This is a genomic window from Azospirillum sp. TSO22-1 (assembly GCF_003116015.1).
Lineage (GTDB): Bacteria > Pseudomonadota > Alphaproteobacteria > Azospirillales > Azospirillaceae > Azospirillum.
The window spans coordinates 1-25343 of sequence record NZ_LGQZ01000039.1; the positions used below are offsets into that span (position 1 = coordinate 1).

22 protein-coding genes are annotated in these 25343 nt (G+C 70.6%); 11 read left to right on the top strand and 11 right to left on the bottom strand.

Features of this window, described 5'->3' with window-relative positions:
• From TSO221_RS11870 to TSO221_RS11880, 3 genes are all read right to left on the bottom strand, one after another.
• Window positions 1–998 (bottom strand): bifunctional enoyl-CoA hydratase/phosphate acetyltransferase (locus TSO221_RS11870; RefSeq protein WP_247878019.1); only part of this gene is annotated, 998 nt, incomplete at its 3' end.
• A gap of 528 nt (window positions 999–1526) precedes the next feature.
• Window positions 1527–3719, bottom strand: a complete 2193-nt coding sequence (locus TSO221_RS11875) for an ATP-binding protein (RefSeq protein WP_109118705.1) — start codon at window positions 3717–3719, stop codon at window positions 1527–1529.
• A 243-nt stretch (window positions 3720–3962) separates the two neighbouring features.
• Entirely contained in the window at window positions 3963–5306 is a 1344-nt protein-coding gene (locus TSO221_RS11880) for a hybrid sensor histidine kinase/response regulator (RefSeq protein ID WP_109118706.1), read from the bottom strand.
• A gap of 233 nt (window positions 5307–5539) precedes the next feature.
• Between TSO221_RS11880 and TSO221_RS11885 the strand changes: the two genes are divergently transcribed.
• The 3 genes from TSO221_RS11885 to TSO221_RS11895 all read left to right on the top strand — a co-directional run bounded on the left by TSO221_RS11885 (window position 5540) and on the right by TSO221_RS11895 (window position 9546).
• Window positions 5540–7102: an ATP-binding protein gene (locus TSO221_RS11885; RefSeq protein WP_109118749.1), complete on the top strand. Its 1563-nt coding sequence runs from the start codon at window positions 5540–5542 to the stop codon at window positions 7100–7102.
• Between the two features lie 99 nt (window positions 7103–7201).
• Entirely contained in the window at window positions 7202–7666 is a 465-nt protein-coding gene (locus tag TSO221_RS11890) for an MmcB family DNA repair protein (RefSeq protein WP_109118707.1), read from the top strand.
• A gap of 71 nt (window positions 7667–7737) precedes the next feature.
• Window positions 7738–9546, top strand: coding sequence for a response regulator (locus TSO221_RS11895; RefSeq protein WP_109118708.1), 1809 nt, complete (start codon window positions 7738–7740; stop codon window positions 9544–9546).
• Here TSO221_RS11895 and TSO221_RS11900 read toward each other — a convergent pair.
• Entirely contained in the window at window positions 9543–10895 is a 1353-nt protein-coding gene (locus tag TSO221_RS11900) for a D-alanyl-D-alanine carboxypeptidase (RefSeq protein WP_109118709.1), read from the bottom strand. The two genes, TSO221_RS11895 and TSO221_RS11900, sit on opposite strands and share 4 nt — an antisense overlap.
• A gap of 217 nt (window positions 10896–11112) precedes the next feature.
• Between TSO221_RS11900 and TSO221_RS11905 the strand changes: the two genes are divergently transcribed.
• A complete protein-coding gene (locus TSO221_RS11905; protein WP_146208785.1) occupies window positions 11113–11841 on the top strand; it encodes a hypothetical protein in 729 nt (242 codons plus the stop codon).
• A gap of 109 nt (window positions 11842–11950) precedes the next feature.
• On the opposite strand, the gene TSO221_RS11910 is transcribed toward TSO221_RS11905, so the two are convergent.
• Window positions 11951–12694, bottom strand: a complete 744-nt coding sequence (locus TSO221_RS11910) for a peptidase (RefSeq protein WP_109118711.1) — start codon at window positions 12692–12694, stop codon at window positions 11951–11953.
• Between the two features lie 325 nt (window positions 12695–13019).
• Between TSO221_RS11910 and TSO221_RS11915 the strand changes: the two genes are divergently transcribed.
• The 5 genes from TSO221_RS11915 (at window position 13020) to TSO221_RS11935 (ending at window position 17848) form a co-directional block, all read left to right on the top strand.
• Window positions 13020–13565, top strand: coding sequence for a phasin family protein (locus TSO221_RS11915; protein ID WP_109118712.1), 546 nt, complete (start codon window positions 13020–13022; stop codon window positions 13563–13565).
• Between the two features lie 269 nt (window positions 13566–13834).
• Window positions 13835–14311, top strand: a complete 477-nt coding sequence (gene phaP / locus TSO221_RS11920) for a TIGR01841 family phasin (RefSeq protein ID WP_109118713.1) — start codon at window positions 13835–13837, stop codon at window positions 14309–14311.
• A 338-nt stretch (window positions 14312–14649) separates the two neighbouring features.
• Window positions 14650–14976, top strand: a complete 327-nt coding sequence (gene clpS / locus TSO221_RS11925) for an ATP-dependent Clp protease adapter ClpS (RefSeq protein ID WP_109118714.1) — start codon at window positions 14650–14652, stop codon at window positions 14974–14976.
• An 8-nt stretch (window positions 14977–14984) separates the two neighbouring features.
• Complete coding sequence (clpA, locus tag TSO221_RS11930) at window positions 14985–17300, top strand: ATP-dependent Clp protease ATP-binding subunit ClpA (protein ID WP_109118715.1); 2316 nt, start codon at window positions 14985–14987, stop codon at window positions 17298–17300.
• Between the two features lie 218 nt (window positions 17301–17518).
• Window positions 17519–17848, top strand: coding sequence for a hypothetical protein (locus TSO221_RS11935; protein ID WP_109118716.1), 330 nt, complete (start codon window positions 17519–17521; stop codon window positions 17846–17848).
• A 10-nt stretch (window positions 17849–17858) separates the two neighbouring features.
• Here the strand turns inward: TSO221_RS11935 and TSO221_RS11940 are convergent, their stop codons facing one another.
• Complete coding sequence (locus tag TSO221_RS11940; RefSeq protein WP_199229461.1) at window positions 17859–18173, bottom strand: hypothetical protein; 315 nt, start codon at window positions 18171–18173, stop codon at window positions 17859–17861.
• A 119-nt stretch (window positions 18174–18292) separates the two neighbouring features.
• On the opposite strand from TSO221_RS11940, the gene TSO221_RS11945 reads away from it, so the two are divergent.
• Window positions 18293–19405 carry a CoA transferase gene (locus tag TSO221_RS11945; RefSeq protein ID WP_109118717.1) on the top strand — a complete coding sequence of 371 codons (1113 nt, stop codon included), beginning with the start codon at window positions 18293–18295 and terminating at the stop codon, window positions 19403–19405.
• 3 nt (window positions 19406–19408) lie between these two features.
• Here TSO221_RS11945 and TSO221_RS11950 read toward each other — a convergent pair whose 3' ends face one another.
• The 5 genes from TSO221_RS11950 to TSO221_RS11970 form a co-directional block, all read right to left on the bottom strand.
• Window positions 19409–20716, bottom strand: a complete 1308-nt coding sequence (locus TSO221_RS11950; protein ID WP_109118718.1) for a pentapeptide repeat-containing protein — start codon at window positions 20714–20716, stop codon at window positions 19409–19411.
• Between the two features lie 226 nt (window positions 20717–20942).
• Window positions 20943–22103 carry a GNAT family N-acetyltransferase gene (locus TSO221_RS11955; protein ID WP_109118719.1) on the bottom strand — a complete coding sequence of 387 codons (1161 nt, stop codon included), beginning with the start codon at window positions 22101–22103 and terminating at the stop codon, window positions 20943–20945.
• Between the two features lie 72 nt (window positions 22104–22175).
• Entirely contained in the window at window positions 22176–22361 is a 186-nt protein-coding gene (locus TSO221_RS11960; protein WP_109118720.1) for a hypothetical protein, read from the bottom strand.
• A gap of 184 nt (window positions 22362–22545) precedes the next feature.
• Window positions 22546–23013: a RidA family protein gene (locus tag TSO221_RS11965; protein ID WP_109118721.1), complete on the bottom strand. Its 468-nt coding sequence runs from the start codon at window positions 23011–23013 to the stop codon at window positions 22546–22548.
• Between the two features lie 40 nt (window positions 23014–23053).
• Window positions 23054–24694, bottom strand: a complete 1641-nt coding sequence (locus TSO221_RS11970) for a septum formation initiator (protein WP_247878020.1) — start codon at window positions 24692–24694, stop codon at window positions 23054–23056.
• Between the two features lie 29 nt (window positions 24695–24723).
• On the opposite strand from TSO221_RS11970, the gene TSO221_RS11975 reads away from it, so the two are divergent.
• Window positions 24724–25278, top strand: a complete 555-nt coding sequence (locus TSO221_RS11975; RefSeq protein WP_109118723.1) for a Spy/CpxP family protein refolding chaperone — start codon at window positions 24724–24726, stop codon at window positions 25276–25278.
• The last annotated feature ends 65 nt before the right edge of the window (window positions 25279–25343 follow it).

The following is a 25343-nucleotide window of genomic DNA, read 5'->3' on the forward strand; positions in this document are numbered from 1 at the left end:
GCCAGATCGATGGCGTTCTGCACGATGTCGACCTTGTCCTCCAGCGTCGGGTAGATGTTGATCGCCGCATCGGTGATCAGCAGCGCCCGCGGGTAGGTCGGCACGTTCATCACGAAGACGTGGCTGAGACGGCGGCCGGTGCGCAGGCCCTTCTCCTTGCGGACCACCTCGGCCATCAGCTCGTCGGTGTGCAGCGAGCCCTTCATCACCGCCTCGACCTCGCCGGAGCGGGCGAGCGCGACGCCGGTCTCGGCGGCGGCGTGGCTGTGCTCGACGTCCACGATGCGGCAGCGCGACAGATCGATGCCGAAGGTGTCGGCGACCGAGCGGATCTTGCTCTCCGGCCCGACCAGCACCGGCGCGATCAGCCCGGCCTCGGCGGCCTCGGCGGCGCCCTTCAGCGAGCTTTCGTCGCACGGGTGCACGACGGCGGTCGGCACCGGCGGAAGCGCCTCGCACTTCTTCAGCATCTCGTCGTGCTTGTCGTGGCGGATGACCTGCACCTGCGGCAGCTCGTGCGCCTCGCGGCGGACCTTCATGGTCGGCGCGATCACCTCGGCGGTGCCGGTGACGACCTCCTTGCCGTCCTGGTTCAGGCAGACGCAGTCGAAGACCACGACCTGCTTGTCGTCGCGCTTCTCGCGCGCGGTGACGGTGGCGGTGATGACGTCGCCCACGCCGACCGGGCGGCGGAAGCGCAGGTCCTGCCCCAGATAGATGGTGCCCGGGCCCGGCAGCAGCGTGCCGAGCACCGCCGAGATCAGCGAACCCGACCACATGCCGTGGCCGATCACCTTGTGGAACAGGCTGTCGGCCGCATACTCCTCGTCGAGGTGGGCCGGGTTGATGTCGCCGGACACGGTGGCGAACAGCTCGATGTCGGACATCGTCAAACGACGCGACAGGCTGGCCGACTGGCCGATCTGGATCTCTTCGAAGGTGACGTTCTCGATCATGGCGGCAGCCCCATTCTTGGCGACGTCGATCATGCTGTCCATACTGGCGGCTCCTAGGGAAGACGGCTTTTGTCTTTTGGTGCGTTGCGCGACCGGCCGTACATACCCCGGCACGATGAAACGGTCGTGACAGCCCGCCCCTTTTCAGCGTCCGGTGCGCTGCATTGCACACCGCCCGCAGAGCGGGCCGAGCCCCCGCATCACCCGCCGGTGAGGACCAGCAATCGGCGCCGGATCGCAGCCGAGGGCGCCAAGTGCCACTGTTCTCGCGGCCGAGCGGAAGATATTTACTGTCGGACTATGCAAAAAGTCAAGTCGCTCCGCCCAAGCGCAGCCCCGGCGGTAAAGTATTTACCTTCCGTTAACTATTTTCATACTGAAGCAGATCAGCGCCACAAAGAGCGCGCGATACGGCGGATTCTTTCACGTGCGACACGAAAGTCGCCTTGCCGTTGCGCAGCATAACCCTGCTGCAACGCAGCAATACCGCCATCGCACGGGCTCCGCGCAACGGCTTGCGGTGAGAAAATTGTGCACTGCGACAGAATGCAGCACGTCGCGGGGACGGGGTCAGGCCCGCACGGACACCGTCCGGGGCGCTTCGCCGACGCCGCCATCGGCGATCAGCGGCATGGAAATGGCGAACACCGTCCCGTGCCCGACGCGCGAGCGGACGGTCACCCGGTGGTTGAGGATCTGCGCCGTGCGCCGCACGATCGACAGGCCGAGGCCGAGGCCGCCGCTGTCGTCGTTGCGGCTGGCGTCGCAGCGGTAGAAGTCCTCGAAGATGCGCTGCAGCTGGTCGTCGGGGATGCCCGGCCCGGTGTCCCACACCTCGATCGACAGCGCCGCGCCGCGCCGCCGGCACCCCAGCAGGATGCCCCCGGCCTTGGTGTAGCGCAGCGCGTTGACCAGCAGGTTGCGCACCATGCGCTCCAGCAGCACCGGGTCGCTGCGCACGATGGCCGCGCAGCCGACGGTGCGGAAGCACAGCCCCTTGCCGGCCGCCTGGTCGGCCATCTCGGTCGCCAGCCGCTCAACGATGTCGCCCACGGCGACGTCGTCGATGCGCGGCTTGACGTTGCCGGCCTCCAGCGCCGAGGTGTCGAGCAGCGCGTTCAGCAGCGCGTTGCCGGCCGACAGCGCCTCGCCCAGCTTGGTCGCCACCTCCAGCTGCTTGGGCTCGTGCAGGCGGGCCATCAGGATGTGGTGGAACAGGCTCATCGCCTGGAAGGGCTGACGCAGGTCGTGGCTGGCGGCGGCGAGGAAGCGGGTCTTGGCCTGGTTGGCGCGCTCCGCCTCGGCGTGCGCGTCGGCCAGCGCCTCCTTGATCTGGGTGCTCTCGGTGACGTCGATCTCGGCGCAGATGATGCCGCACACCGTGCCCGTCTCGTCGCGCAGGGGCTCCACCACCAGATCGGCGACCAGCGTGCGGCCGGCCATGGTCACCCGCACCTCCTGCCGGGTGCCGACACCGGTCTCGACCACCGGGCGCTTCAGCGCGTCGAGCACGGCGGCGGCGTGGGAATCGAACAGGTCGCCGTGCGTCTTGCCGATGAAGCGCTCCGCCGGGATGGGCACCTGCGGGTTGTAGACCCAGACGTAGCGCAGGTCACAGTCCTGGCTGAACAGCGACACCCGCGAATGGCGCAGCGCCAGGCGAAAGCGCTCCTCGCTGTCGCGCAGCATGCGGGCCATGGCGGCGCGCGCGCGCGCCTCGGTGTGCAGCAGCGCCTTGGCGCGCGCCTCGCGGCGCAGGTACACGGTGAGCAGCCCGGTCAGCATCAGCCCGACCACCAGCAGGCCGTACGCGCCGATCTCGCCGGGCGCCAGCAGGGCCGGCTGCGGCACCAGCACCACCTCCCAGCGCCGGCCGCCGACCTCCAGCCCCTCGACGAAGCGGTACAGCCCGACCAGTTCCGCCTCGTCCCGCATGGGCGCGCCCGGGGCCGGCCGGCCCGCCAGCAGGCGCCGGCCGGCCGGGGCGGCGGTGTCCAGCAGGTAGACGTCGCCGCGCCCGGGACGGGCGCCGAACACCTCCTCCGCCAGGCGGCCGACGCAGAACTCCACCATCAGCAGGCCGCCGGCGGTGGCACAGCCGACGCTCGGGTGGTCCGGTTCGCCGAACACGCCGTAGACCGGCATGTAGAGGACGACGTTGTGCGCCTCGCCCGTGCCGGTGGGCAGCGCGCCGGTGGCGGTGATGCGGCCGGCCGCGCACGCCTCCTCCAGCACCGCCCGCCGCCCGTCCAGCGAGGCGAGGTCGAGCCCCGGCTCCGCCTCGCCGCCGACGCGCGGCTCCAGGTAGGAGACGATGAAGTGGTCGCCCCCATCCGGCAACACCTCCGCCAGTCCGCTCTCCTTGCCGCGGGCGTGCGCCTCGAAGTCCCGGTAGCCCTGGGCGCGTGCGTCGCGCTCCACCATGGCGACGTCGCGGGCGACGACGTGGCGCACCCAGCCGACCGCGACCAGCTCCGGGAACAGCGGCCGCATCGGCGCCACCGCGGCGGCGAAGTCGCTGCGCGTCATCGCCCCGCCGGCGAACAGCCCGCGCAACGCGTGCAGCAGCAGCGCCTGACGGTCGAAGCGATCCACCAGCGCCTGCTGAAGCTGCACGACCTGCCGTTCGAGCAGCGCGCGGTCGGCATCGCGCGAGGCCTCGCGCAGCAGAACGAAGACGGCGACCGACAGCACCACCCCGGCTGCCGCCAGGAGAAGGATCGCCGGGGAACCGTTCCGCCTGTGCACCGCTCCGAACACCATCGCACCCTGCCGCTGCCTCCCGCGCCCGCACCGCCGGAAGATTTAGAAGCATACTAAACAACCTCGATGCTGCAAGGCAAAATCCAGGTCATCGGCCAAAAGGCAAGACTTCCCCAGCCTTCGTCGGATCGACGATTCTATTGAAATCCCGCCGGACAAGATTGGCGCCGGGATGATTACAAAACAGAAATCTGCAATAGTGGCGGAAAGGCACGCCACAAAACGCACGATTACAATTCTTTGCTATGGACGCAACCGTTCGCGGCCGAGCAGATTGGCGAGCGCCGTGCGCAACGCCAGCGGCGCCACCGGCTTGTGCAGAAGCGGATAGCCGGACAGCCGCGCCTCGCGCAGGCGCTTCGGGTCGGTGTCGCCGGTCAGGATCAGGCCGGGCATCGCGGTGCCGAGCGCCTTGGCGATCTGCCGGATGGCGACGATGCCGTTGGCCGCGCCCTTGAGCCGCAGGTCGGCGATGATCAGGTCGGGCGCCTGCGGATCGGGGCCGAGCACCTCCATGGCGTCGTCGAAGGACTCCGCGCCGATCACCGCACAGCCCCACTGGCCGAGCAGCACGCCCAGCGCGTCGAGCACCAGCCGGTCGTCCTCGATGACCAGCACGCGGGCGCGGCTGACGTCCGCCTCGGCCTCCGCCTCGGGCAGGGGCGGCGCCGCGGGGTCCTCCTCCTGGTCCGGCACCAGGCGCACGATGACGGAGAAGCGCGAGCAGCGCCCGGGCACGGAGTCGACCTCGATGCGGTGTCCCAGCCGCTGCGCCAGCCCGCCCGCCAGCGTCAGGCCGAGGCCGAGCACGCTGCCCGACTGCTCGTCGCCCGGCGGCCGCGCCAGCTCGGCGCGCAGCAGGGCGAGCTGGTCCGACGGCACGCCGCGGCCGCTGTCCCAAACCTCGATGCGCAGCTCGCCGCCGCGCCGCCGGCAGCCGAGCAGGACCCGCCCGCGCTCGGTGTGGCGCAACGCGTTGGCGAGCAGGGCGTGCAGGATGCGCTCCAGCAGAGTAGCGTCGGTCTCCACCATGGCCGAGCAGGGCAGCACCGAGAAGCGCAATCGCCGCGCCTCGAAGCGCGGCGCGAAGTCGAGCGCCAGCCGCGTCAGGATGCCGTTCACGGCGTGCCGGCCGACCTCCGGCTCCAGCAGCCCGGCCTGCAGCCGCACCAGGTCGAAGTGGCCGTCCACCATGGTCTTCATGGACTGCACGGCGGCGGCCATGGAGCGCAGCACATCGCGCGCCGCCGGCTCGCCGACCCGACCGTCCAGCGCGCCGACCAGCAGCGACAGCGCCGCCAACGGCTGGCGCAGGTCGTGGCTGGCAGCGGCGAACAGCCGGCTGCCGCGATCGGCGCTCAGGCCCGGCGCGGCGCCCAGCGTGCGCACCAGCCCGCCGTCCGCCAGGCGGGCGTCCCGCACCGGCACGCCCGCCAGCCGCTCGTCCAGCGCGGCCACGGACGCGCCCTCGGCGAGCGCCCCGGCGAGGGCCGGGAAAGCCTGGGCCGCCGCGTTCCAGGCGACCAGCCGCAACGCCCGGTCGAAGACCAGGAGCGGCTCCTGAACCACGTTTCCGCCGCCGTCCATCACGGGATCCCCATCGTCAGCCCGTAACCCCTTCCGCAACCGTACAAAATTGCTTCCGCTCCGCCAACCCTCGCCTTCGAACGAGCCTATGACCGGTCACGCGCCTTCCTAAAGTTTTATTCAAACCTCCAAAGCATAGCCGGCAGGGTTAAAGATTATTAGCCAAAAAGAAGGCAAATCCCGCGCGAAATTGTTTATGAATTCTTCATAAGCCGCCTCCGATGATTGCGACCATGATTCGTCGCACCGACACCCCACGGCAGCGCCCGGACGGCGCCGGATCCGGCGGCTCCGCCGTCCCGGCGGCGTCCCTGCTGGCGGCGCTGCCCGATGGCGCCGGCGTGCTGGCGGCGGTGCGCGGCGCCGACGGGGCGGTGGCGGACTTCGAGTGGACCGCCGCCAACCCGACGGCCGAGCGGCTGCTCGGCGGCCCGCTGGCCGGGCGCCGGCTGGGACGCGACGGTGCCGACGGCGGCTGCCGCGGGCTCGGCGACGTGCTGGCCGACGCCCTGGCGTCGGGCGCGCCGGTGCAGCGCAAGCTGGGCACCGCGACGGCGCGCTGGCGCGTGGCGGCCACGCCGTTCGGCGACGGGGTGTGCGTCACGGTCGCCGATCTCGGCGGCGATCCGGTGCGGGTGGCGCTGGAGCACAGCGCCGAGGGCTTCGCCCTGTTCGACGCACAGGGGCGGCTGGTCGAGTTCAACGGCCGGCTCAAGGCCTTCTTCCCGGAGATCGCCGACACCATCGTGCCCGGCGCCCGCTTCGAGGACTTGCTGCGCCGCTACCTCGCGCTCGATCCCTCGGCGCCGCCGGCCGGGCCGGAGCGCGAGGCGCTGGTGGCGCGCCGGCTGGCCCGCCACCGCAAGTCCGAAACCGAGTCCACCTTCACCTTCCGCACCATCGGCGGCCGCTGGCTGCTGGCCAGCGAGCGGCCGACGCCGGACGGCGGCATCGTCTCCCTCCACTCCGACGTCGGGGCGCTGAAGGAGAAGGAGGAGGCGCTGCGCGCCAGCCAGATGGAGGCGCTGGCCGCCAAGCTGCAGGCGGAGCGGGCCAGCCGCGCCAAGACCGAGTTCCTGGCGCACATGAGTCACGAGCTGCGCACCCCGCTCAACGCCGTGATGGGCTTCACCGAACTGATGCTGGGCGAGACGCTGGGGCCGCTGGGCAGCCCGCGCTACCGCGCCTACGCCCAGGACATCCACGACAGCGGCGGCCACCTGCTGGCCCTCATCAACGACATCCTCGACCTGTCGCGCATCGAGTCCGGCCAGCTGAGCCTGCACGAGGAGATCACCGACCCCGGGGAGGCGGTCCAGCACGCCGCCGCCCTGGTGCGCAAGACCGCGCTGGAGCGCGGTGTCGACCTCGCCGTCGATGTGGAGGCCGGGTTGCCGGTGCTGCACGCCGACGTGCGGGCGCTGCGGCAGATGGTGCTGAACCTCGCCAGCAACGCGGTGAAGTTCACGCCGGAGGGCGGGCACGTGGTGGTTTCGGCCAGCGGCACGCCGGACGGCGGCGTCGGCATCATGGTCGCCGACACCGGCATCGGCATCGACCCGCGGCAGTTGCCGCGCCTGCTGGAGCCGTTCGGCCGCGCCGACGGCTTCAAGGCGCACGAGGGGGAGGGCACCGGCCTCGGCCTGCCGATCGTCAAGCGGCTGATCGAGTTGCACGGCGGCCGGCTGGAGCTGAACAGCGAACCCGGCCGCGGCACCACCGCCATCCTGTTGTTCCCCGCCGCCCGCAGCCTGCCCCGCACCCTGTCCCCGCCGCCGGCGCGGCGGATCGGCTGAACCATTTTGCGCTTGAAGCGCCGGCCCGGCCCGGCGCAAGGTGGATCGTTCGTTCATGACACGTTCCCACCACAGCCATCCCACCATGACCGCCCCACCATGACCGACGACACGCACGACCTCGCCCCCGGCGCCGCCGCGATCTGCCGCGGCGTGCGGCGCGCGCTGTGGCAGCGCGGCTTTTCCAGCCTGACCGAGTTCCGGCTGGCGAACGGCCGGCGCGCCGACGTGCTGGCGGTGGACGAGGCCGGCCGCGTGGTCATCGTCGAGGCGAAGAGCTGCGTCGCCGACTTCCGCGCCGACCAGAAGTGGCCGGAGTACCGGGACTGGTGCGACGCCTTCTTCTTCGCCGTGGACGAGGCGTTCCCGGCCGAGCTGATCCCCGAGGACTGCGGGCTGATGGTGGCGGACTCCTTCGGCGCCGCGGTGCTGCGCGAGGCGCCGGAGAGCCGGCTCGCCCCGGCGCGGCGCAAGGCGCTGCTGCTGCGCACCGCGCTGGTCGCCGCGGCCCGCCTGCACCGCATCGACGACCCGCAGTTCGCCCCCGATCAGATGAGCGGGTAAGGCGGATCGTCCGGTGGCGGGCACACCCAGCGCGCGCTATAACCGGTCGCTGCTACACGCGAGGCGCCCGCATGCCCCATCCGCCCGACACGCCCTCCCCCACCGAGCAGCGCCGCGCGGCGCTGCTCGGCGGCGCCGCGCTGGCCGGGCTGGCAGCGGCGGCGGTGGTGGCGGGCGCGGTGTGGATGGCCGCCCGCCCCGCCCTGCTCCTGATGGAGGAGCGCGCGGCGCACGACCACGCGGCCGCCATGGCGGCGCTGCGGCTGGCGGAGGCGGTCGGGCGGCTGGCCGCCGCGACGCCGCCGCTGGCCGACGCCCGCACCGGCGCCGCCCGCCTCGCCGCCCGCACCGAGCTGCACGGGCAGGCGCGCGACATCGCCGGCCTCGCGGCGGAGGTCGGGCAGAGCGGGCTGCACCGCGCCACCATCGAGGGGCTGCGCCGCCCGCTGTCCGGCCTGGGCGGCGAGGTCGAGGAGCTCGACCGCGCCGTCGAGGCGCGCATCGCCGCCGAAGCGGAGTTGCACAACGCCCTGAGCCAGGTGCCCGAGCGCCACGCCGCGCTTCGCGCCGCCCTGGCGCCGCTGGCCCCGGAAGCGCTGGCCCAGGCGCCGGCGGCCGGCCCGCGCGCCGCCGCACTGCTGGCCGCGCGCGACGGCATCGCCGAGCGCGCGCAACGGCTGGCGGACCGGCTGCTCACCGGCAGCGGCGACGTGGATGGCTTCCGCGCCGACGCGCGGGCGATGGAAGGGCTGCTCGACCAATTGCCGATCGGTCCGGCCAGCGTCGGCCGCGCGGAGGCGGCGCGCGAGTTGATGGCGTTCGGCCTCGATCCCGGCAACGTCTTCGAGTTGCGGCAGGAACTGGTCCGGCTCAACGGCCTGATCGCCGAGCGCGCCCGCATCGGACGCGCCAAGGCGGAGGAGGTGTCGCAGCTCGCCCGCCGCGCCGCCGACGGGCTTGGCGACGCCGCCGACGCCGACCGCGCCAACGCCACCGCCCTGCTGCGCGCCGCGCCGGTGCTCGCCGCGACGCTGGCCGGCCTGGCGGTGCTGGTCGCCGGCGCGCGCCGGCCGGCCGAACCGTCCCCGCCGGAGGAGCCCGACGCGGCACCGACGGACGACGCCCCGGCCGGCCTGCGCGTGCTGCTGGCCGAGGACGAGCGCATGACCCAGGCGGTGGCCGCCGCCCTGCTGCGCCGCGCCGGGCACGCGGTGACCGTGGTGGACGATGGCCGCGCCGCGCTGGAGGCGGTGCGGGCGCAGCCGTTCGACCTCGTGCTGCTCGATCTGCGCATGCCGGAGATGGACGGCGTCGAGGCGCTGCGCCGCATCCGCGCCCTGCCCGACCGCGCGCGGGCGGCGGTCCGCGTCGTCGTGCTGACCGCCAGCGCCGTGCCGGAAGACGCCGACCGCTGCCGCGCCGCCGGCGCCGACGCCGTGCTGGCCAAGCCGCTGCGGCTCGACGCCCTGCTGCCGGTGCTGGAAGGCCGCGCCGCGCCGGACGCGGCGGAGGCGGCGCCGGTGTTCGATCCGGCGGCGCTGGACCCGATGCTCGACGCCCTGCCGCCGCCGCGCGTGGCGGCGCTGATCGCCAGCACGCTGAAAGCGCTGGGCGACTACCGGGAGACGCTGCGCACGGCGTGGGCCGCGGGCGACCGCGCAGGCGTCGGCGCCATGGCGCACAAGGTGGCCGGGGTGGCCGGCGTCTATGGGTGCCTGGCGTTGCGTCAGGCGGCGCAGGCGCTGGAGCGCGCCGTGGAGGCGGGCGACGCCGATCCGGCGGCCCTGATGAAAGCGCTGGATGCGGCCTACGGCCCGGCGCTGGCGGCGCTGGAGCGCGAACGGGGCCTGCTGCCCGCCGCCCCGCCGGTGGCGGATTAGGTCCGGTCGGCGGCCGTCGGCGCCAGGGCGACGCAGCGCTGGCCGCTCTTCAGCAGCGCGGTGCAGGCGCTGCGGGCGGCCTTCTCGTCCAGGCCGGTCAGGCGGGCCCGGTACATCTTGCCCTTCTTGCTGGAGATCTCGACGACGCTCGGCTTGGCGGCGGAGAGCAGGCGCGGCAGCTTCTGCGACGCCTGGGTCAGCGCCTTCTGCCCGGCGGCCTTGGTGCCGAAGGCGCCGACCTGCACGGTCCAGCCCTCGGCGCCGCGGGCCGGCGTCGCCGGCGCCACGGCCGCGGCGAGCTGGGCGATCGACTGCGGCTTCGGATCGACCTTCTTCGGGGCCGGCGCGGCCTTCTTCACGGCGCGCGGCGCCGGCCGCGGCTCGTCCTCGTCGTCCTCATCCGCGGCCTGGGCGATCTGCGGCGCCGGCACGGCCTGCGCCACCACCGGGGCGTCGGGGTCGCCCCCCTTGCCGCGGCGCAGCTTGGCGAACGCCTCGTCGAGCAGCACCGCCATGCGGTTGTCGCGCGACACCGCCGACTTGCCGCCCATCACCACCGCGATCAGCCGGTGCCCGTCGCGCGCCACCGAGGCGGCGAGGTTGAAGCCGGAGGCCACGGTATAGCCGGTCTTGATGCCGTCCATGCCCTCATAGCGCAGCATCAGGCGGTTGTGGTTGCGCAGCGAGCGGCCGCCGTACACGAAGTTGCGGCGGCTGAAATACGGGTAGTACTTCGGATGGTCCTTGAGCAGCGCCTGGCTGAGCACCGCAAAGTCGCGCGCCGTGCTCACCTGCTCCGGGTTGGGCAGGCCGTTCGGGTTGCGGAAGACGGTGCGCTTCATGCCCAGTTCGCGCGCCTTGCGGGTCATCGTCTCGGCGAAGCGGGCCTCGCTGCCGCCCAGCGCCTCGGCCAGCACCACCGCGGCGTCGTTGGCCGACTTGGTGACGAGGCCGAGGATCGCCTGCTCCACCCGGATGGTCGAGCCGGGACGCAGGCCGAGCTTGGTCGGCGACTGCGACGACGCGTACTCCGACACCGGCAGCGCCTGGTCGAGCGTCAGCCGCCCTTCGTCCAGCGCGTCGAAGGTGAGGTAGAGCGTCATCATCTTGGTCAGCGACGCCGGCGGCGTCAGGGCGTCGGCGTCGTGCTCGTGCAGCACCTCGCCGGTGCGGGCGTCGATCACGATGGCCTCGTAGCGGGCGGCCAGCGCCGGGGCGGCACCGGTCAGCGCGGCAAAGACGAACGCCGCAACCGGGGTTCGCAGGAACGCGACCGCGGCCGGCCCGCACCGCACGGCCTGGACGAGTTGAGCCAAGGCGAAGTGCGCGCGGCGCTGCGTCACGGTCATGATGCCCCCGGAAATCGACCTGTGTCGACCAACAAACGCAATGGTAAATACGAGTGGAATCAGTGTCTAGCAGGAATTCGTTAATTTCCTGCTTTGCGATTTCCGGCCACCGTCGATGAAAATGGGTTAGGCTGCTCGCCGGACCGGGGCCTGCCGCGTTGTGCGGTGAGGGGCCCGCCTCGTCCGTGGGACCCTTCCATGGGACAGGGGGGACGCGATGACGCAGACGACGGCGACAAGGGCGGCAACAAGGCTGGGCTGGACTTTGGCGGGCGCGATGCTGGCCGCCGGTTGCGCCTCGTCGGGGCCCACCGACAACCCGGTGGCGCGGCGGATGAGCTGGATCAGCTACGTCAGCGGCGACGACCTGCGGACGTCGTGCCGCAGCGACGGGCCGGAGCGCTACCGGCTGGTGTTCAACGCCGACTACAACCAGCACGTCCGCACCTACGACCTGACCGCCGATCCGGCGGACGGCGGCGCCGTGCTGGAGGCGCGGGTGATCCAGGCGACCGACCTCGCCCGCATGGACGCCTCCGACCCGCTGGCCAACCTGCGCGGCGCCAAGGCGCAGACCAAGCTGACGGCGCCGCAGTTCGCCGCCTTCATCGCCTCGCTGACCGAGAGCGGCGCCTTCGACGGCGTGCCCGACCGGCTGCGGCTGCGCTCCAACGGCATCTACTGGCTGGTCAACGGCTGCCACGGCGGGCGGTGGTTCTTCTCCGCCTACCCCTACCCGGATCACCGTTTCGTCGATGTCCGCTTCGCCGACCCGCTGGCGGCGCTCGACGGCACCGGCGTGCCCTTCCCCGCCCTGCCGGCGCCCGGCACGCGGTCGGACCGCCCACGCGACGACCCGGGCGCGGACTTCCAGATCGACGTCGATGCCAACGGCGTCATCGGCCCGACGCGCCTGTTCGGGCCATGGACGCTGGCGGGCCGCTAGAGCGGATTGCCATCCGCTCTAGCTTCATATGGCCTCACACGCCGGCCGGGCTTCGGGCACATGCGTGCCCGGGACCGCCGTCGCGGTCCAGATCGGATCGCAATCCGATCTAATCCTTCTGGCGCAGCGCCTCGGGCACCAGCGTCTCGACCCACGGTCCGTCCGGCATGCGGCGGACCAGGTCGGTGATGTTGCGGTTCCACCACAGGCGCTGCTCGACCAGGTCGTCGTAGTCGAAGTTGGTCTGCCGCCACGCCCGCCCGGCGCGGTCGTAGCTGACCATGTCGATGGGGAAGCCGACGTCGTTCGAGGAATAGCGGGTGGAATCGAAGGACAGATAGGCGATCTTCAGCGCCGTCGACATGTCGGTGTCGTACTTCAGCGCGCGGTCGAGGATCGGCTTGCCGTAGGCGGTGGCGCCGATCGACAGGTAGGGCGTGCGCTCGTCCACCTCGATCCAGTTGCCCTCGGGATAGATCAGGTACATGCCCGGCTCGTCGTCCTCGGCCAGCTGGCCGCCGATGATGGCGTGCAGGTTGAAGTGCAGCTTGGACGCCTCCAGCGCCTCCTTGTCCTCGGCCGAGACCTGGCGCAGGCACTGCGAGAAGGCGGTGACCGCGTCCAGCATGGTGGCGAAGCTCTCGCCCCGGCGGTGCCCCATGTCGCGGCGCAGGTAGGCCAGCGTCTTGTCGCGCACGCTGCGCAGGCCGGAGTTCAGGATGAAGAAGCGGTCGCCGCCCGCCCCCATCATGGTCACCTTGCGCGCCGAGGAAAGCTGCGTGCCGCTGGTGATGCGGCCGTCCGACAGGCCGATCAGGCCGTCGCGGGTCTTGATGCCGAGGCAATAGGTCATGAGGCGGTGCGTTCCCGAGAGTGTCCCGCCGTCCCAGGGTCGCGCTGCGGCATCCCGCCGCAGGTCTTACGGCCTCTGGCGGCAACGCATCCGGCGGACGGTTCGGGTAGGATTGGGCACGCGCGCCGGTAAAGCTTTCGTTAAGCAAAGCTTCGCGCACGAAGCTCGGCAAGTTTCGAATGTTTTTGTGCAGTGCACAATTTTTCCGTTGACTCTTGCCTCCTTCTTGATCACATTGGCGATGCTGCACCGCAACATCCAACCGCGTCGACACTCCGCCGTTGAGGTCCGATGCGGGACGTCGTCAACGAAGGAAGGCGCCACCATGACCACTGCCGCGACCACTGCCGCTCTCAAGGCCAAGCCCGCCGCCAAGCTGATCATCGAGGACGTCGCCGCCCAGGCGAAGGACCACTTCGAGGGCATCGTCAAGGCCGGCCAGGAGCAGGCCACCAAGCACTTCGAGCAGACCGTCGCCGCGACCAAGGAGCAGGTCGAGAAGGCCTCGGCCCAGCTGCTGAAGAGCTACGAGGAATACACCGCGTTCAGCAAGGCGAACGTCGACGCCCTGCTGAAGTCCGGCACCATCGCCGCCAAGGGCGCCGAGGACATCAACAAGGAGCTGGTCGCCTTCGCCCAGGCCTCGTTCGACAAGTCCGTGGCCGCCGGCCGTGCGCTGCTGTCGGCGAAGTCGATCAACGAGGTGGTCGAGCTGCAGAACAGCTACGCCAAGCAGAGCTTCGACTCGCTGGTCGCCGAGGCCACCAAGCTGCAGGAGCTGTCGGTCAAGGTCGCCAACGAGGCGTTCGCCCCGCTGAACGCCCGCGTCAACGCGGCGGTCGAGAAGTTCGCCAAGCCGCTCGCTGCCTAAGCGACGCGGTTCCATCCTGGTGAAGGCACGGCCCGGCGGTCTTCGTACCGCCGGGCCGTCGCCGTGTACGGGGCCCGTGAAAGCGCCTCCGTTCTTTTTGTGCAGTGCACAAAAATCCCGTTGACTCCCCCGCCGGACCGCCTATATTGAAGGCATATGCTGCACCGCAGCAAAAGACCCGGGACCATCACGGGTCCGGGCTTTTACCTTCCGCGATCCGGTTGCCTGGTGAGGGGTCGGCGCGCGGTACCAGACACGGGAACACGGACATGAACGACAAGATCGCCGCCGCTCAGAAGGTTTTCGAGGACGTCGTCGGCCAGACCAAGCAGAGCCTCGAGGGCTACGCCAAGGCCCAGCAGGAGCAGATCCAGAAGGCCTCGGCCCAGCTGCTGAAGAGCTACGAGGAGCTGAACACGCTGGCCAAGGGCAACGTCGAGGCCGTCGTGCAGTCGGGCACCATCGTCGCCAAGGGCGCCGAGGAGGCCGGCAAGCAGGTCGCCGCCTTCACCCAGTCCTCGCTGGAGCAGAGCCTCGCCATCGGCAAGTCGGCGCTGGCGGTCAAGTCGATCCGCGAGCTGGTCGACCTGCAGAACGCCTACCTGAAGTCCTCGCTGGACGCGCTGGTCGCCGAGAGCACCAAGCTGCAGCAGCTGTCGATCAAGGTCACCAACGAGGCGCTCGCCCCGCTGAACGCCCGCGTCAACGTGGCCGTCGAGAAGCTGGGCAAGCCGCTGGCCGCCTAATACGGCTCGCAGCCTGACGAACGAAGGCCCGGAGGCGCCCGCCTCCGGGCCTTCTTCGTTTTCGGTGCCGCCTCGGGTCCTCATTGGTGGAGCCCGACTTTTGTCACCGCACCCGGTGCCGTCCGACGTTCATAGCTGTTGGCACAGCTGTCGGGCGGAAGCGGACCGGCGGGATAGGCGGAGCGGCGGTTTGCCCTATTCGGAGGTAACAAGCCGTGGCTCGATCCAATGGGGCTTCTCCCAAATGGAGAGCAAACGCATTCGGCCCCTTCCCTCCGCGCCTGGAGTGCTCATATCATTGAAGCGATGCGCATCGCTGAGATCACCTGCTAGGGGCCATGGCCGATTCCGACAGAAACGGGGATGAGGGCACCGGGACGGGAGTGGTCATCAAGGCCAAGCCCAAGACCAAAAAGCCCTCCATGTACAAGGTCTTGATGCTGAACGACGACTACACCCCGATGGAGTTCGTCGTTCACGTGTTGGAGCGTTTCTTCAGCAAATCGCGCGAGGAGGCTACGACGATCATGCTGCATGTGCACCGCCGGGGCGTGGGCGTGTGCGGCGTGTTCACGTACGAGGTCGCGGAGACCAAGGTGACGCAAGTCATGGACTTCGCACGCCAACACCAGCACCCGCTGCAATGCACGCTTGAGAAGGATTAGATACGCACATGCTGTCGCGTAACCTCGAACAAACGCTGCACCGAGCCCTCGCCTATGCGAATGAGCGCCGGCACGAATACGCGACGCTCGAACATCTTCTTCTCGCATTGACCGAGGATTCGGATGCCATGGCGGTGCTGCGCGCCTGTGGCGTGGAGCTGGACCGTCTTCGTACGGAACTCTCGGATTACCTCGACAACGAACTTGCGAACCTCGTCACCAGCAGGCCCGATGATGCCAAGCCCACGGCCGGGTTCCAGCGGGTTCTGCAGCGCGCCGCGATCCACGTCCAGTCGTCGGGGCGCGAGGAGGTGACGGGAGCAAACGTGCTCGTCGCCTTGTTCTCAGAACGCGAGAGCCACGCGGTTTATTTCCTGCAGGAACAGGAAATGACCCGGTTCGACGCGGTGAACTACATCTCTCACGGTATCGCGAAGGCTCCGGGACGCTCCGAGACCAAGCGGGTGTCCGGATCCGACGACGACGCGGCGGCGGAGAAGGTCGTGAAGAAAGGCAGCGAGGCCCTTGAGGCCTATTGCGTGAACCTGAACAAGAAGGCGGCGGGCGGCAAGATCGATCCGCTCATCGGCCGGGAGCAGGAGGTCGAACGGACCATCCAGATCCTGTGCCGCCGCTCCAAGAACAACCCGCTCTACGTGGGCGATCCGGGCGTCGGCAAGACCGCCATCGCGGAAGGCCTGGCGCGCCGCATCGTGCACGGCGAGGTGCCGGAGGTGCTGAAGGGCGCCACCATCTTCTCGCTCGACATGGGCTCGCTGCTGGCGGGCACGCGGTACCGCGGCGACTTCGAGGAGCGCCTCAAGGCCGTCATCTCCGAGCTGGAGGCACAGGACAACGCCATCCTGTTCATTGACGAGATCCACACGGTGATCGGCGCCGGTGCGACCTCGGGCGGCGCCATGGACGCGTCCAACCTGCTGAAGCCGGCGCTCGCCTCGGGCACGCTGCGCTGCGTGGGCTCGACGACGTACAAGGAGTACCGCAACTACTTCGAGAAGGACCGCGCGCTGGTCCGGCGCTTCCAGAAGATCGACGTCAACGAGCCGACGATCGAGGACGCCATCAAGATCCTGCAGGGGATCAAGCCGTACTACGAGAAGCATCACCGCGTCAGCTACACCAACGACGCCATCCGCTCGGCGGTGGAGCTGTCGGCCAAGTACATCGGCGACCGCAAGCTGCCGGACAAGGCCATCGACATCATCGACGAGGTCGGGGCCGCGCAGATGCTGCTGCCGGAGAACAAGCGCAAGAAGAAGATCGGCGTGAAGGACGTGGAGGCGGTGGTCGCCAAGATCGCCCGCATCCCGCCGAAGTCGGTCAGCCGCGACGACCGGGAAGTGCTGCTGAACCTGGAGCGTGACCTGAAGACCATGGTCTTCGGCCAGGAGAAGGCCATCGACGCGCTGGTCTCCGCCATCAAGCTGGCCCGTGCCGGCCTGCGCGAGCCGGAGAAGCCCATCGGCAACTACCTGTTCACCGGCCCGACCGGCGTGGGCAAGACCGAGGTGGCGAAGCAGCTGTCGCACACGCTGGGCATCGAGCTGATCCGCTTCGACATGTCGGAGTACATGGAGCGGCACACCGTGTCGCGCCTGATCGGCGCCCCGCCGGGCTACGTCGGGTTCGACCAGGGCGGCCTGCTGACCGACTCCATCGATCAGCACCCGCACTGCGTGCTGCTGCTGGACGAGATCGAGAAGGCGCACCCGGATCTGTTCAACATCCTGTTGCAGATCATGGACCACGGCAAGCTGACCGACCACAACGGCAAGTCGGTGGACTTCCGCAACGTGATCCTGATCATGACCTCGAACGCCGGTGCGGCGGACATGGCGAAGCCGGCCATCGGCTTCGAGCGCGAGCGCCGGATCGGCGAGGACATGGAAGCGGTGGAGAAGCTGTTCACGCCGGAGTTCCGCAACCGTCTGGACGCCATCATCCCGTTCGCGGCGCTCAGCAAGGAGGTCATCAACCGCGTGGTGGACAAGTTCATCATGCAGTTGGAGGCGCAGCTGGAGGATCGCGGCGTGTCGATCGAGCTGACCGACGCGGCGCGCGACTGGCTGGGCAAGAAGGGCTACGACCCGCTGTACGGTGCCCGTCCGCTCGGCCGCGTCATCCAGGAGCACATCAAGAAGCCGCTCGCCGAGGAGGTCCTGTTCGGCAAGCTGTCGAAGGGCGGCCTGGTGCGCGTCGCGGTCAAGGACGACAAGCCGGCGTTCGAGTACGTCGAGGGCCACCGTCCGAAGCGCCGCGCCGGCTCGGACGAGGACGAGATGGAGCATGTGATGGCGGAGTGATCCGCCGTCCGCCGATCGAAGGCGAAGGGGGCCGGTTTCGGCCCCCTTTTCTTTTGCCCGCACCCCTTTCGGACGAATGGCGTGCGGCCGAAAACGCGCCATATCGAAGGGAGAGCGCCAGCCCAAATTTGTCCCAGCCCAGCCGCGCACAAGCGCGGGCGACACGGCGGGGACCGGTGCTAAGGTGCTCGGATCGTGTGCAAAAAAGGGTTGGACGGATGTTCGGGACGGCTGTTGTTCGCGCGCTCACTCTCGCCGGGGGCTTGGCCCTGCCGCTGGCGCTGGCCGCCCCGGCGGCGGCGGATCCGGGCGGGCACGGGCGCGGCCATGGCTGGGGCCACCACAAGCACAAGCACAAGCACCACCACGACGACGTCTACGTCTACGGCGCCCCGCCGGTGGTGGTGATGCCGCCACCGCCGCGCCGCGTCATCGTGGCGCCGCCGCCGGCGGCGGTGGTCTACCCGCAGCCCTACTACATGGCGCCGCCGGTGGTGTACGGCCCGGCGCCGGGCCTCAGCGTTCAGATGAACATCCCGCTGCGCTGAGCGCGACCGGTCAGGTCGCGCCCGGGCTGAAGGACGGCGGGTCGCTGGCCGGGAAGGATTCGTCCACCACTTGGTCGACCTTGCTCCACGGCCGGCGGGGCTCGTCGCGCATGTGCTCCGGCCCGGCGTCGCGCACCTGGCTGTGGCAGTTCGGGTCGGTCGGCCCCTGCGGCTGGCCGTCGCGGAAGGCCGGCGCCATGCGCTGCGCTCCCGCGCCTTGGCGGCGGCTCCACACCGTGTAGGCGGCGGCGCCGGCCATCATCGCCGCGGCACCCCACACCCACCAGCGCCCCGTCTCGCGCCCCATCTCGCGTCGATCCCTCATCGTCTCTCCCTTCCCGTGCAGTGCGGCATGAGAGGAGAACGCCCGAGCGCACCCCGAGGTTTCACATCCGCCGCCGACCGGCTAAAAGGGGACACCGCAAACCGTCAGGGGGCCCATCCATGCCGCTCACCTTTCTTGCCGGTGTCCGTGTCATCGATCTCGGACAATACCTGCCCGGCCCGCACGCGGCGCAGATCCTCGCCGACCTCGGCGCCGAGGTGGTGAAGGTCGAGCCGCCGGAGGGCGACCCGCTGCGCCGCCTCGGCCCGCCGGACTCCGACGGCACCGCCGCCGCCTACAAGCTGCTGACCGCCGGCAAGACGGTGGTGCGCCTCGATCTCAAGAGCACGGAGGGCCGCGCCCGCTTCGAGGATCTGATCGCGCGTGCCGACGCGCTGGTGGAGAGCTACCGGCCCGGCGTGCTCACCAAGCTCGGGCTGGCGCCGGAGCGGCTGCGCGCGCTGAACCCCGGGCTGGTGCACGCCAGTCTGTCCGGCTGGGGCTACGGCGGGCCCTACGCGCTGCGCGCCGGGCACGATATGAACTACATGGCGGTCGGCGGCGGGCTGGCGGTGTCGGGCACCGAGGAGCGGCCGGTCTTCGCCTTCCCGCCGGTCGCCGACTTCGCCTCGGCGCAGCAGACGGCGCTGGCGGTGTGCGCCGCGCTGTTCGGGCGCGAGCGCACGGGGAAAGGCGCGTTCCTCGACCTGTCGATCATGGAGACGGTGCTGGGCTGGCAGGGCCTCAACCTCACCGCGGCGGCGCGCGGCGACCTGCCGGCGCGCGGCCAGGGCCTGCTGTCCGGCGGCGCCGCGTTCTACGCCGTCTACCCGACCAAGGACGGCCGCTTCGCCACCCTGTCGGCCATCGAGGCGAAGTTCTGGCGCGGCTTCTGCGAGGCGGTCGGCCGTCCCGACTGGATCGCTCGCCAGGGCGAGCCGCTGCCGCAGCGCGCGCTGATGGCCGAGGTCGCGGCGCTGTTCGCCGGGCGCACGCTGGCGGAGTGGCAGGCGGTGCTCGACCCCGCCGACTGCTGCTTCGAGGCGCTGCCGGAGATCGCCGAGATCCCGACCCACCCGCACGTCGCCGCCCGCGGCCAGGTGGTGGCGCACGGCGGCCCGGAGCCGCTGGTGGAGACGCTGCTCGGCCTGCGCGTCGACGGCGGCCCGCCGCCGGCCCGCAGCCCGCTGGTGGAGGCGGAGGCGGAGGCGGTGCTGAAGGCGTGGAAGTGAGGGCTACACCGCCAGCACCACCTCGGGCTTCCGCTCCTCCACGTCCCTGGCCAGCGTCCCACGGCGCAGGCCGAGGGTGACGGCCTGCGACAGGTCCACCGCGACCTCGTCGCAGCCGCGCAGGTCGGCCGAGGTCAGGTTCGCCCGGTCGAACTGCGCGCCGGCCAGCCGCGCGCCCTGCAGACGGGCACCGCGCAGGTCGGCGTTGGCGAACACCGCGCGCGTCAGGTTCGCCGGCCACATGCGCCCGGTCGGCCGGCCGTCCGGCGTGCGCAGCTCGACCATGCCGAAGTCGGCGCCGGCCGCCTGCGCGCCGGTCAGGTCGGCCTCGGTGAGGTTGGCGCCGGTGAGGATCGCCTGTTCCAGCTGCGCCCCGCGCAGCGACGCGCCGCCCATGTCGGCCAGCGCCAGATAGGCGTTCGCCAGCGTCGCGCCGTCCAGCGACGCCTCGCGGAACAGGGCGCCGCTGAGGTCGCAGGCGCTCAGGTCCACCCCATGCAGGTCGAGCCCGGAGAGGTCCGCCCGCTCGCCCCGCTTGCCGCCGGAGTTGATCCACAGCGTGTGCGGGTCGAGCTTGCTGCGCACCTCGTCGGGCAGCTTGCCGCGGTCCTTCGGGTAGATGGCGCCGTTCAGGTTGGCGCCGGTGATGTCGGCGCCGGACAGATCGACGTTGCGCAGCACCGCGTTGCGCAGGTCGGCGTTGCGCAGGCAGCAGCGGCTGAGGTTGGCGCCGTTGAGGATCGCCTGCTTCAGCTTGGCGCCGGTGAAATTCGCATCGCTGAGGTCGGCGCCCGACAGGTTGGCGGAGAACAGGTTGGCGTTGGTGAAGTCGCCATGCGTCAGGGACGACATCGACAGGTCGGCGTTCGACAGGTCGGCGTCCTTGAAGCGCACGCCGTCCAGCGTGGCGTCCTTCAGGCTGGTGCGCTGGGCGGCGCCGTCGCGCTTGTTGGCGGTGGCCAGCACCTGTCCGGGGCGGAGGTCGGCGCCCTCGAAATCGGTCTGCCGCAGGTTGGCCTTGTAGAAGTTGGTGCCGCGCAGGTCGGCGCGCATGAACGACGACCCCATCAGCGAGGCCCGGCTGAAGTTCGCCCCAAACAGGTCGGCCATGGCGAAGCTCACCTCCTCCAGCTTGCTGTCGGAGAAGTCGCACTGCGTGAGGACCGCGTTCTTGAGGTCGAACCCCTTGAGGTGCAGGGCCGACAAGTCCATCCCCTTGGCCTGCAGCCGCATGCCGCCGGGCCGCAGCTTCAGATAGAGCAGATGGTCGCGCACGCGTTTGAGGAAATGGATCGTCTTGTCGTCGGTCATCAGACGGTCCCCCGGTTACCGGGATCTCTTCACCCTGTGAAAGCTTAACCCAAAGCCCCCGGGAGGCAAACGCCCTCAAGGTAATACTTCGTACCGCCAAGGAAACGGCAATCTAACGTTTTCGACAACGCAGAGAATTGCAGCGAAATGCGTCAATATCGGGCTTGCGAAAAGCTTGGCAAGGATTGCATTTTAGGCAACGGCGTCACGATTGCTTCCAGGGCCGTCAATCGCCGGCCTGACGGTAGGGAGAGCACTCAGAGAGCATTTCTATTTCCTGGTGCACGGCGGCGCGCTCCCGATCCAGATGCGCGGCCAGGACCCGACGGAAACCCGCGTCGGGAATCCAGTGCGCGCTGTAGGTGATCTGCGGCAGATAGCCGCGCTGGATCTTATGCTCGCCCTGCGCGCCGGCCTCGACGCGGGTCAGGCCGTGTTCGATGGCGAAGTCGATGGCGCGGTAGTAGCACGCCTCGAAATGCAGGAAGCGGTAGCGCCCGTCGGAGCCCCAGTTGCGCCCGTACAGCACGCCGCCGCCCATCAGGTTCAGCGCGCCGGCCACCCATTCCCCGTTGTCCTCGCACATCACCAGCACGACCGACTCGGCCATGGAGGCTCCCAGGCGGCGGAAGAAGGCGCGGTTCAGGTAGCCGCCGCCCCACTTGCGGTCGGCGGTCTCCAGGTAGAAGCGGTGGAAGGCGTCCCAGTGCTCCGGCTTCAGGTCGTCGCCGGTCAGCGTGTGCAGGCGCACCGAGCTGTCGGCCACCTCGCGCCGCTCGCGTTTCACCGCCTTGCGCTTGCGGGCGTTGAGCACGCCCAGGAAGTCGTCGAACGAACCGTAGCCGCGGTTGTCCCAATGGTACTGCATGCCAAGCCGCCGCAGCCAGCCGGCCTCGCCGAGCCGCTCGTACTCCTCCGCCAGCGGGAAGGTGACATGCGCCGAGGACAGACCGGTGCGGCGCACCAGTTCCTCCAGCGCCTGGATCAGCGCCGCCGTCACGCCCGGCCCGGCGTCGGGGCGCACCAGAAGGCGCGGCCCGGTCACCGGGGTGAACGGCACCGCCACCTGCAGCTTCGGGTAATAGCTTCCGCCCGCCCGCTCGTAGGCGTTCGCCCAGGCGTGGTCGAAGACGTACTCGCCGTAGGAGTGGCCCTTGAAGTAGGCCGGCACCACGCCCTGCACGCGCCCCTGCGCGTCGAGCGCCGCCAGATGCGCCGGCTGCCAGCCGGTGCGCGCGCCGGCCGAGCCGGACTCCTCCAGCGCCGCCAGGAAGGCATGGCGGACGAACGGGTTGCCGTCGGTGGCGCAGGCGTCCCACTCGGCCGCGGCGACCTCGCCGATGCCGTTCAGGACCTTGACGGTGATGGCATCGCTGCCGTCGGGCATGCCCCCTCCTTCGTGCTGACCGGAAGGGACCTAGGCATGTCCCGGTCCTATGACAAGGGCGGGTGGAAGCCCTTACGCATCCACAGGCCCGTCGTCCGTGTCCAGCCCGACCCGCCTGGCCAGCGCGTCACGCCGCCGGCGCAGGCTGCTGCGCAGCGAGTGGTCCTGGATCTCCGCCACCGCCTCGTCCATGCTCCGCAGGCGCTTCAGCAGATAAGGGCTGACGTTCCGCGGCGGGTCGGATGGGGTGTTCTTCATGGCGCTCGTCCAGCTTTGCATACTAGCTTATGCAATTCGTACGCAAATCGTATGCCAGTTGAGCTAACACGCTGGGAGAGGGGCCGGGCGTGTTTTCAAGCCACGCGGACCGGCCGGCGCGCGGACGCACGCCGGCCGGAATGACCGAATCGCGTCGCAACTTGCAAAGCGCGACGACGCGTCCTCACACCAGCTCGAACACGGCCTCGACCTCGACGGCGACGTTCAGCGGCAGCGACGGCGCGCCGACGGCGAAGCGGGCGTGGCGGCCGGCGTCGCCGAACACCTCGACCATCAGTTCGGACGCGCCGTTGATCACCGCCGGATGATCATGGAAGTCCGGGCCGCAAGCGACGAAGCCGCCCAGTTTCAGGCAGCTCGCCACGCGGTCGAGGTTGCCGCCGCAGGCCGCCTTGACTTGGGCGATGATGTTGAGGCCGCACAGGCGGGCCGCCTGCTTGCCCTCCTCCACCGAGAACTCCTGGCCGAGCTTGCCGAGGAACTTGCGCTCGCCGTTCCACACCGTCACCTGGCCGGAGACGAACAGGATCTTGCCGGCCTGCGTGGTCGGCACATAGGCGGCCACCGGCGCCGCCGGCTGCGGCAGCTCGATCCCCAGTTCCTTGAGGCGCGCCTCGATGCGTCCGGACATTGGATATACCCTCCTGGTCTTGTTTGCGGTGACGATAGCCTCAGCGCAGCGCGTCGTCGAGCAGCGCGCGGGCATCCTCGGCCAGCCGGGCGCGCGGGCCGGGCAGCGTGTACATCATGTGGCCGCCGTCGTAGACCGGCACGCGGATGCGCCCGCGCTCCGCGGCCGGCAGTTCCAGTTGCGCCGCCAGCCAGCGCGAGCCGAGGTACGGCGTCACCATGTCGTTGCGGCCGTGCGCGATCATCAGGTGCAGGTTCGGCGTCAGGGTGAGCGCCTGCTGCAAATCCTCCAGCGCGCTGGGGTGGGCCTCGCGCGGCCACTCCCAGCCACGGTTGACGGCGCCGCTCAGCAGGTGGAACGGCAGCTCGGTGCGGAAATTCAGCTCCTGCTGCACGTAGGTGGCGAAGGCGGTGGCGTAGATCTGCTGGGTGCCGGTGAGGAACGGATCCTCGCGCACGCGCGACGCGCCCGGATCGGGGTCGGGGCCGCCGAAGCTGCCGTCGTAGAGGCTGACGACGCGCCCCTGCCCGCGCAGCAGCTCCCGCGCGAACACCCCCGCCGGCACCCGTCCGCGGTGGCGGGCGACCAGGTCCACCGGCAGGCCGGTCAGCCGCGCCACCTCGGCGAACAGCGGCGCCGACGCGTCGAGCCTGCCGACGTCCAGCGTCGCCAGCGCGGCCAGATACCCGGTCAGGGCGTAGCGTTCCGCCTGCTGCGCCGCCGCCGCGGGATCGCCGCCCTGGCCCAGCCCGTGCGCGGCGGCGCTGGCCGCCATGGCCGGCAGCTTGAACGCCGCGGTGAGCAGCCCGGTGGTCTCGTCGTTGATGGTGCCGAAGTCGATGGCCGGAGCCACCATGATCAGCGCGTTGAGCCCGATGCCGGCCGGCTGCACCATGTGGCGCGCCATCTTGGCGATGCGGAAGCCGCCGTAGCTCTCCCCCACCAGCAGCTTGGGCGAGGCCCAGCGGTCGTTGCGGGCGATCCACAGGCGGACGGTCTCGGAGAGCGTGCGCGCGTCGGCGTCCGGCTTCCAGAAGCGCTTCTCGGCGTCGTCGCCGGACTTCAGCGCGCGGCTGTAGCCGGTGCCGACCGGGTCGACGAACACCAGGTCGGTAAAGCGCAGCCACGTGTCCGGGTTGTCGATGATGGGCGCCGGCGGGCGCGGCAGCGTGCCGTCGTCGTTGAAGCGCACGATGCGCGGGCCCAGCGCGCCGAGGTGCAGGTAGGCCGAGGCGGCGCCGGGGCCGCCGTTGAACACGAAGGCGACCGGCCGCTTGCCGGCGTCCGCGCCGTCGAGGGTGTAGGTGGTGGTGAAGATCCGCGCCAGCACCTCGTCCTTGCCGCCCTCGCGCACCGGCAGGAACTCCGTCACCGCGGTGTAGGCCAGCCCGGCCCGGCTGTGGTGGGTGACGGTGCGCTGCGCCTCGAACGGCGCCGGCTTGTCGCTGCGCTCGGCCTTCGCCGGTTCGGGTTTGGCGTCGTCGGCGCGCGGGACGGCCGGCAGCGCCAGCAGGACGGCAACGGACAGCGCGGCGAGGGAGCGGTGGAACGGCATCGGGATGGTCCGGGGATCGTGCGGCCAGGAATCGCGCAAGGGTGCCCTGCCCATGTGGGGTGCGGGACCGGCCGGGCAAGCCGGCCGATCGTCGGCGTTGCGCCTGGGCGCGGCGATGGCGATCATGCCGCACCCCCCGGCCCGAGGAAACCGCCATGCCCGCCCGCAGCCTGATCGTCGTCGCCCTCCTCCTCGCCCCCGCCGCCGCACTCGCCCAGACCTCGCCCTATGCCGGACAGGAGACGCGCACCATCAAGGCGCTGTCGGCGGAGGACGTGGACGGCCTGCTGCAGGGCAAGGGCATGGCGCTGGCCAAGGCGGCGGAGCTGAACGGCTATCCGGGACCGCCGCACGCCCTCGACCTCGCGGCAGAGCTGGCGCTGAGCCCCGAACAGATCGCCACGCTGAAGGACATCCAGGCCCGCATGACCGCCGCGGCGAAGCCGCTGGGCGCCGCCATCGTCGAGGCCGAGCGCGCGCTCGACCGCCGCTTCGCCGAGCGCCGCATCGACCGCGAGTCGCTGGCCGAGGCGACCGCCGGGATCGGCAAGCTGTGGGGCGAGCTGCGCGCCGTCCACCTCGCCGCACACCTGGAGACGCGCGCGGCGCTGAGCGGGGAGCAGATCGCCCGCTACGACGCGCTGCGCGGCTACACCGGCAACGCGGAGCAGCATCCGGGGCACGGGCACCATGGAAAGCATGGCGGCTGAGGCCGGGATGCACCCGAACGGCTGATCCACGCGTTCTCCTCCCGGGGGTGGCCGGGTCCGGCGGC

What these genes read in the sequence shown, in the direction of transcription:
- TSO221_RS11875 (WP_109118705.1), bottom strand. Translation starts at nt 3,719, where the DNA reads ATGGTGTTCGGAGCGGTGCACAGGCGGAACGGTTCCCCGGCGATCCTT.
- TSO221_RS11880 (WP_109118706.1), bottom strand. Translation starts at nt 5,306, where the DNA reads ATGGACGGCGGCGGAAACGTGGTTCAGGAGCCGCTCCTGGTCTTCGAC.
- TSO221_RS11885 (WP_109118749.1), top strand. Translation starts at nt 5,540, where the DNA reads ATGATTCGTCGCACCGACACCCCACGGCAGCGCCCGGACGGCGCCGGA.
- TSO221_RS11890 (WP_109118707.1), top strand. Translation starts at nt 7,202, where the DNA reads ATGACCGACGACACGCACGACCTCGCCCCCGGCGCCGCCGCGATCTGC.
- TSO221_RS11895 (WP_109118708.1), top strand. Translation starts at nt 7,738, where the DNA reads ATGCCCCATCCGCCCGACACGCCCTCCCCCACCGAGCAGCGCCGCGCG.
- TSO221_RS11900 (WP_109118709.1), bottom strand. Translation starts at nt 10,895, where the DNA reads ATGACCGTGACGCAGCGCCGCGCGCACTTCGCCTTGGCTCAACTCGTC.
- TSO221_RS11905 (WP_146208785.1), top strand. Translation starts at nt 11,113, where the DNA reads ATGACGCAGACGACGGCGACAAGGGCGGCAACAAGGCTGGGCTGGACT.
- TSO221_RS11910 (WP_109118711.1), bottom strand. Translation starts at nt 12,694, where the DNA reads ATGACCTATTGCCTCGGCATCAAGACCCGCGACGGCCTGATCGGCCTG.
- TSO221_RS11915 (WP_109118712.1), top strand. Translation starts at nt 13,020, where the DNA reads ATGACCACTGCCGCGACCACTGCCGCTCTCAAGGCCAAGCCCGCCGCC.
- phaP (WP_109118713.1), top strand. Translation starts at nt 13,835, where the DNA reads ATGAACGACAAGATCGCCGCCGCTCAGAAGGTTTTCGAGGACGTCGTC.
- clpS (WP_109118714.1), top strand. Translation starts at nt 14,650, where the DNA reads ATGGCCGATTCCGACAGAAACGGGGATGAGGGCACCGGGACGGGAGTG.
- clpA (WP_109118715.1), top strand. Translation starts at nt 14,985, where the DNA reads ATGCTGTCGCGTAACCTCGAACAAACGCTGCACCGAGCCCTCGCCTAT.
- TSO221_RS11935 (WP_109118716.1), top strand. Translation starts at nt 17,519, where the DNA reads ATGTTCGGGACGGCTGTTGTTCGCGCGCTCACTCTCGCCGGGGGCTTG.
- TSO221_RS11940 (WP_199229461.1), bottom strand. Translation starts at nt 18,173, where the DNA reads ATGAGGGATCGACGCGAGATGGGGCGCGAGACGGGGCGCTGGTGGGTG.
- TSO221_RS11945 (WP_109118717.1), top strand. Translation starts at nt 18,293, where the DNA reads ATGCCGCTCACCTTTCTTGCCGGTGTCCGTGTCATCGATCTCGGACAA.
- TSO221_RS11950 (WP_109118718.1), bottom strand. Translation starts at nt 20,716, where the DNA reads ATGACCGACGACAAGACGATCCATTTCCTCAAACGCGTGCGCGACCAT.
- TSO221_RS11955 (WP_109118719.1), bottom strand. Translation starts at nt 22,103, where the DNA reads ATGCCCGACGGCAGCGATGCCATCACCGTCAAGGTCCTGAACGGCATC.
- TSO221_RS11960 (WP_109118720.1), bottom strand. Translation starts at nt 22,361, where the DNA reads ATGAAGAACACCCCATCCGACCCGCCGCGGAACGTCAGCCCTTATCTG.
- TSO221_RS11965 (WP_109118721.1), bottom strand. Translation starts at nt 23,013, where the DNA reads ATGTCCGGACGCATCGAGGCGCGCCTCAAGGAACTGGGGATCGAGCTG.
- TSO221_RS11970 (WP_247878020.1), bottom strand. Translation starts at nt 24,694, where the DNA reads ATGATCGCCATCGCCGCGCCCAGGCGCAACGCCGACGATCGGCCGGCT.
- TSO221_RS11975 (WP_109118723.1), top strand. Translation starts at nt 24,724, where the DNA reads ATGCCCGCCCGCAGCCTGATCGTCGTCGCCCTCCTCCTCGCCCCCGCC.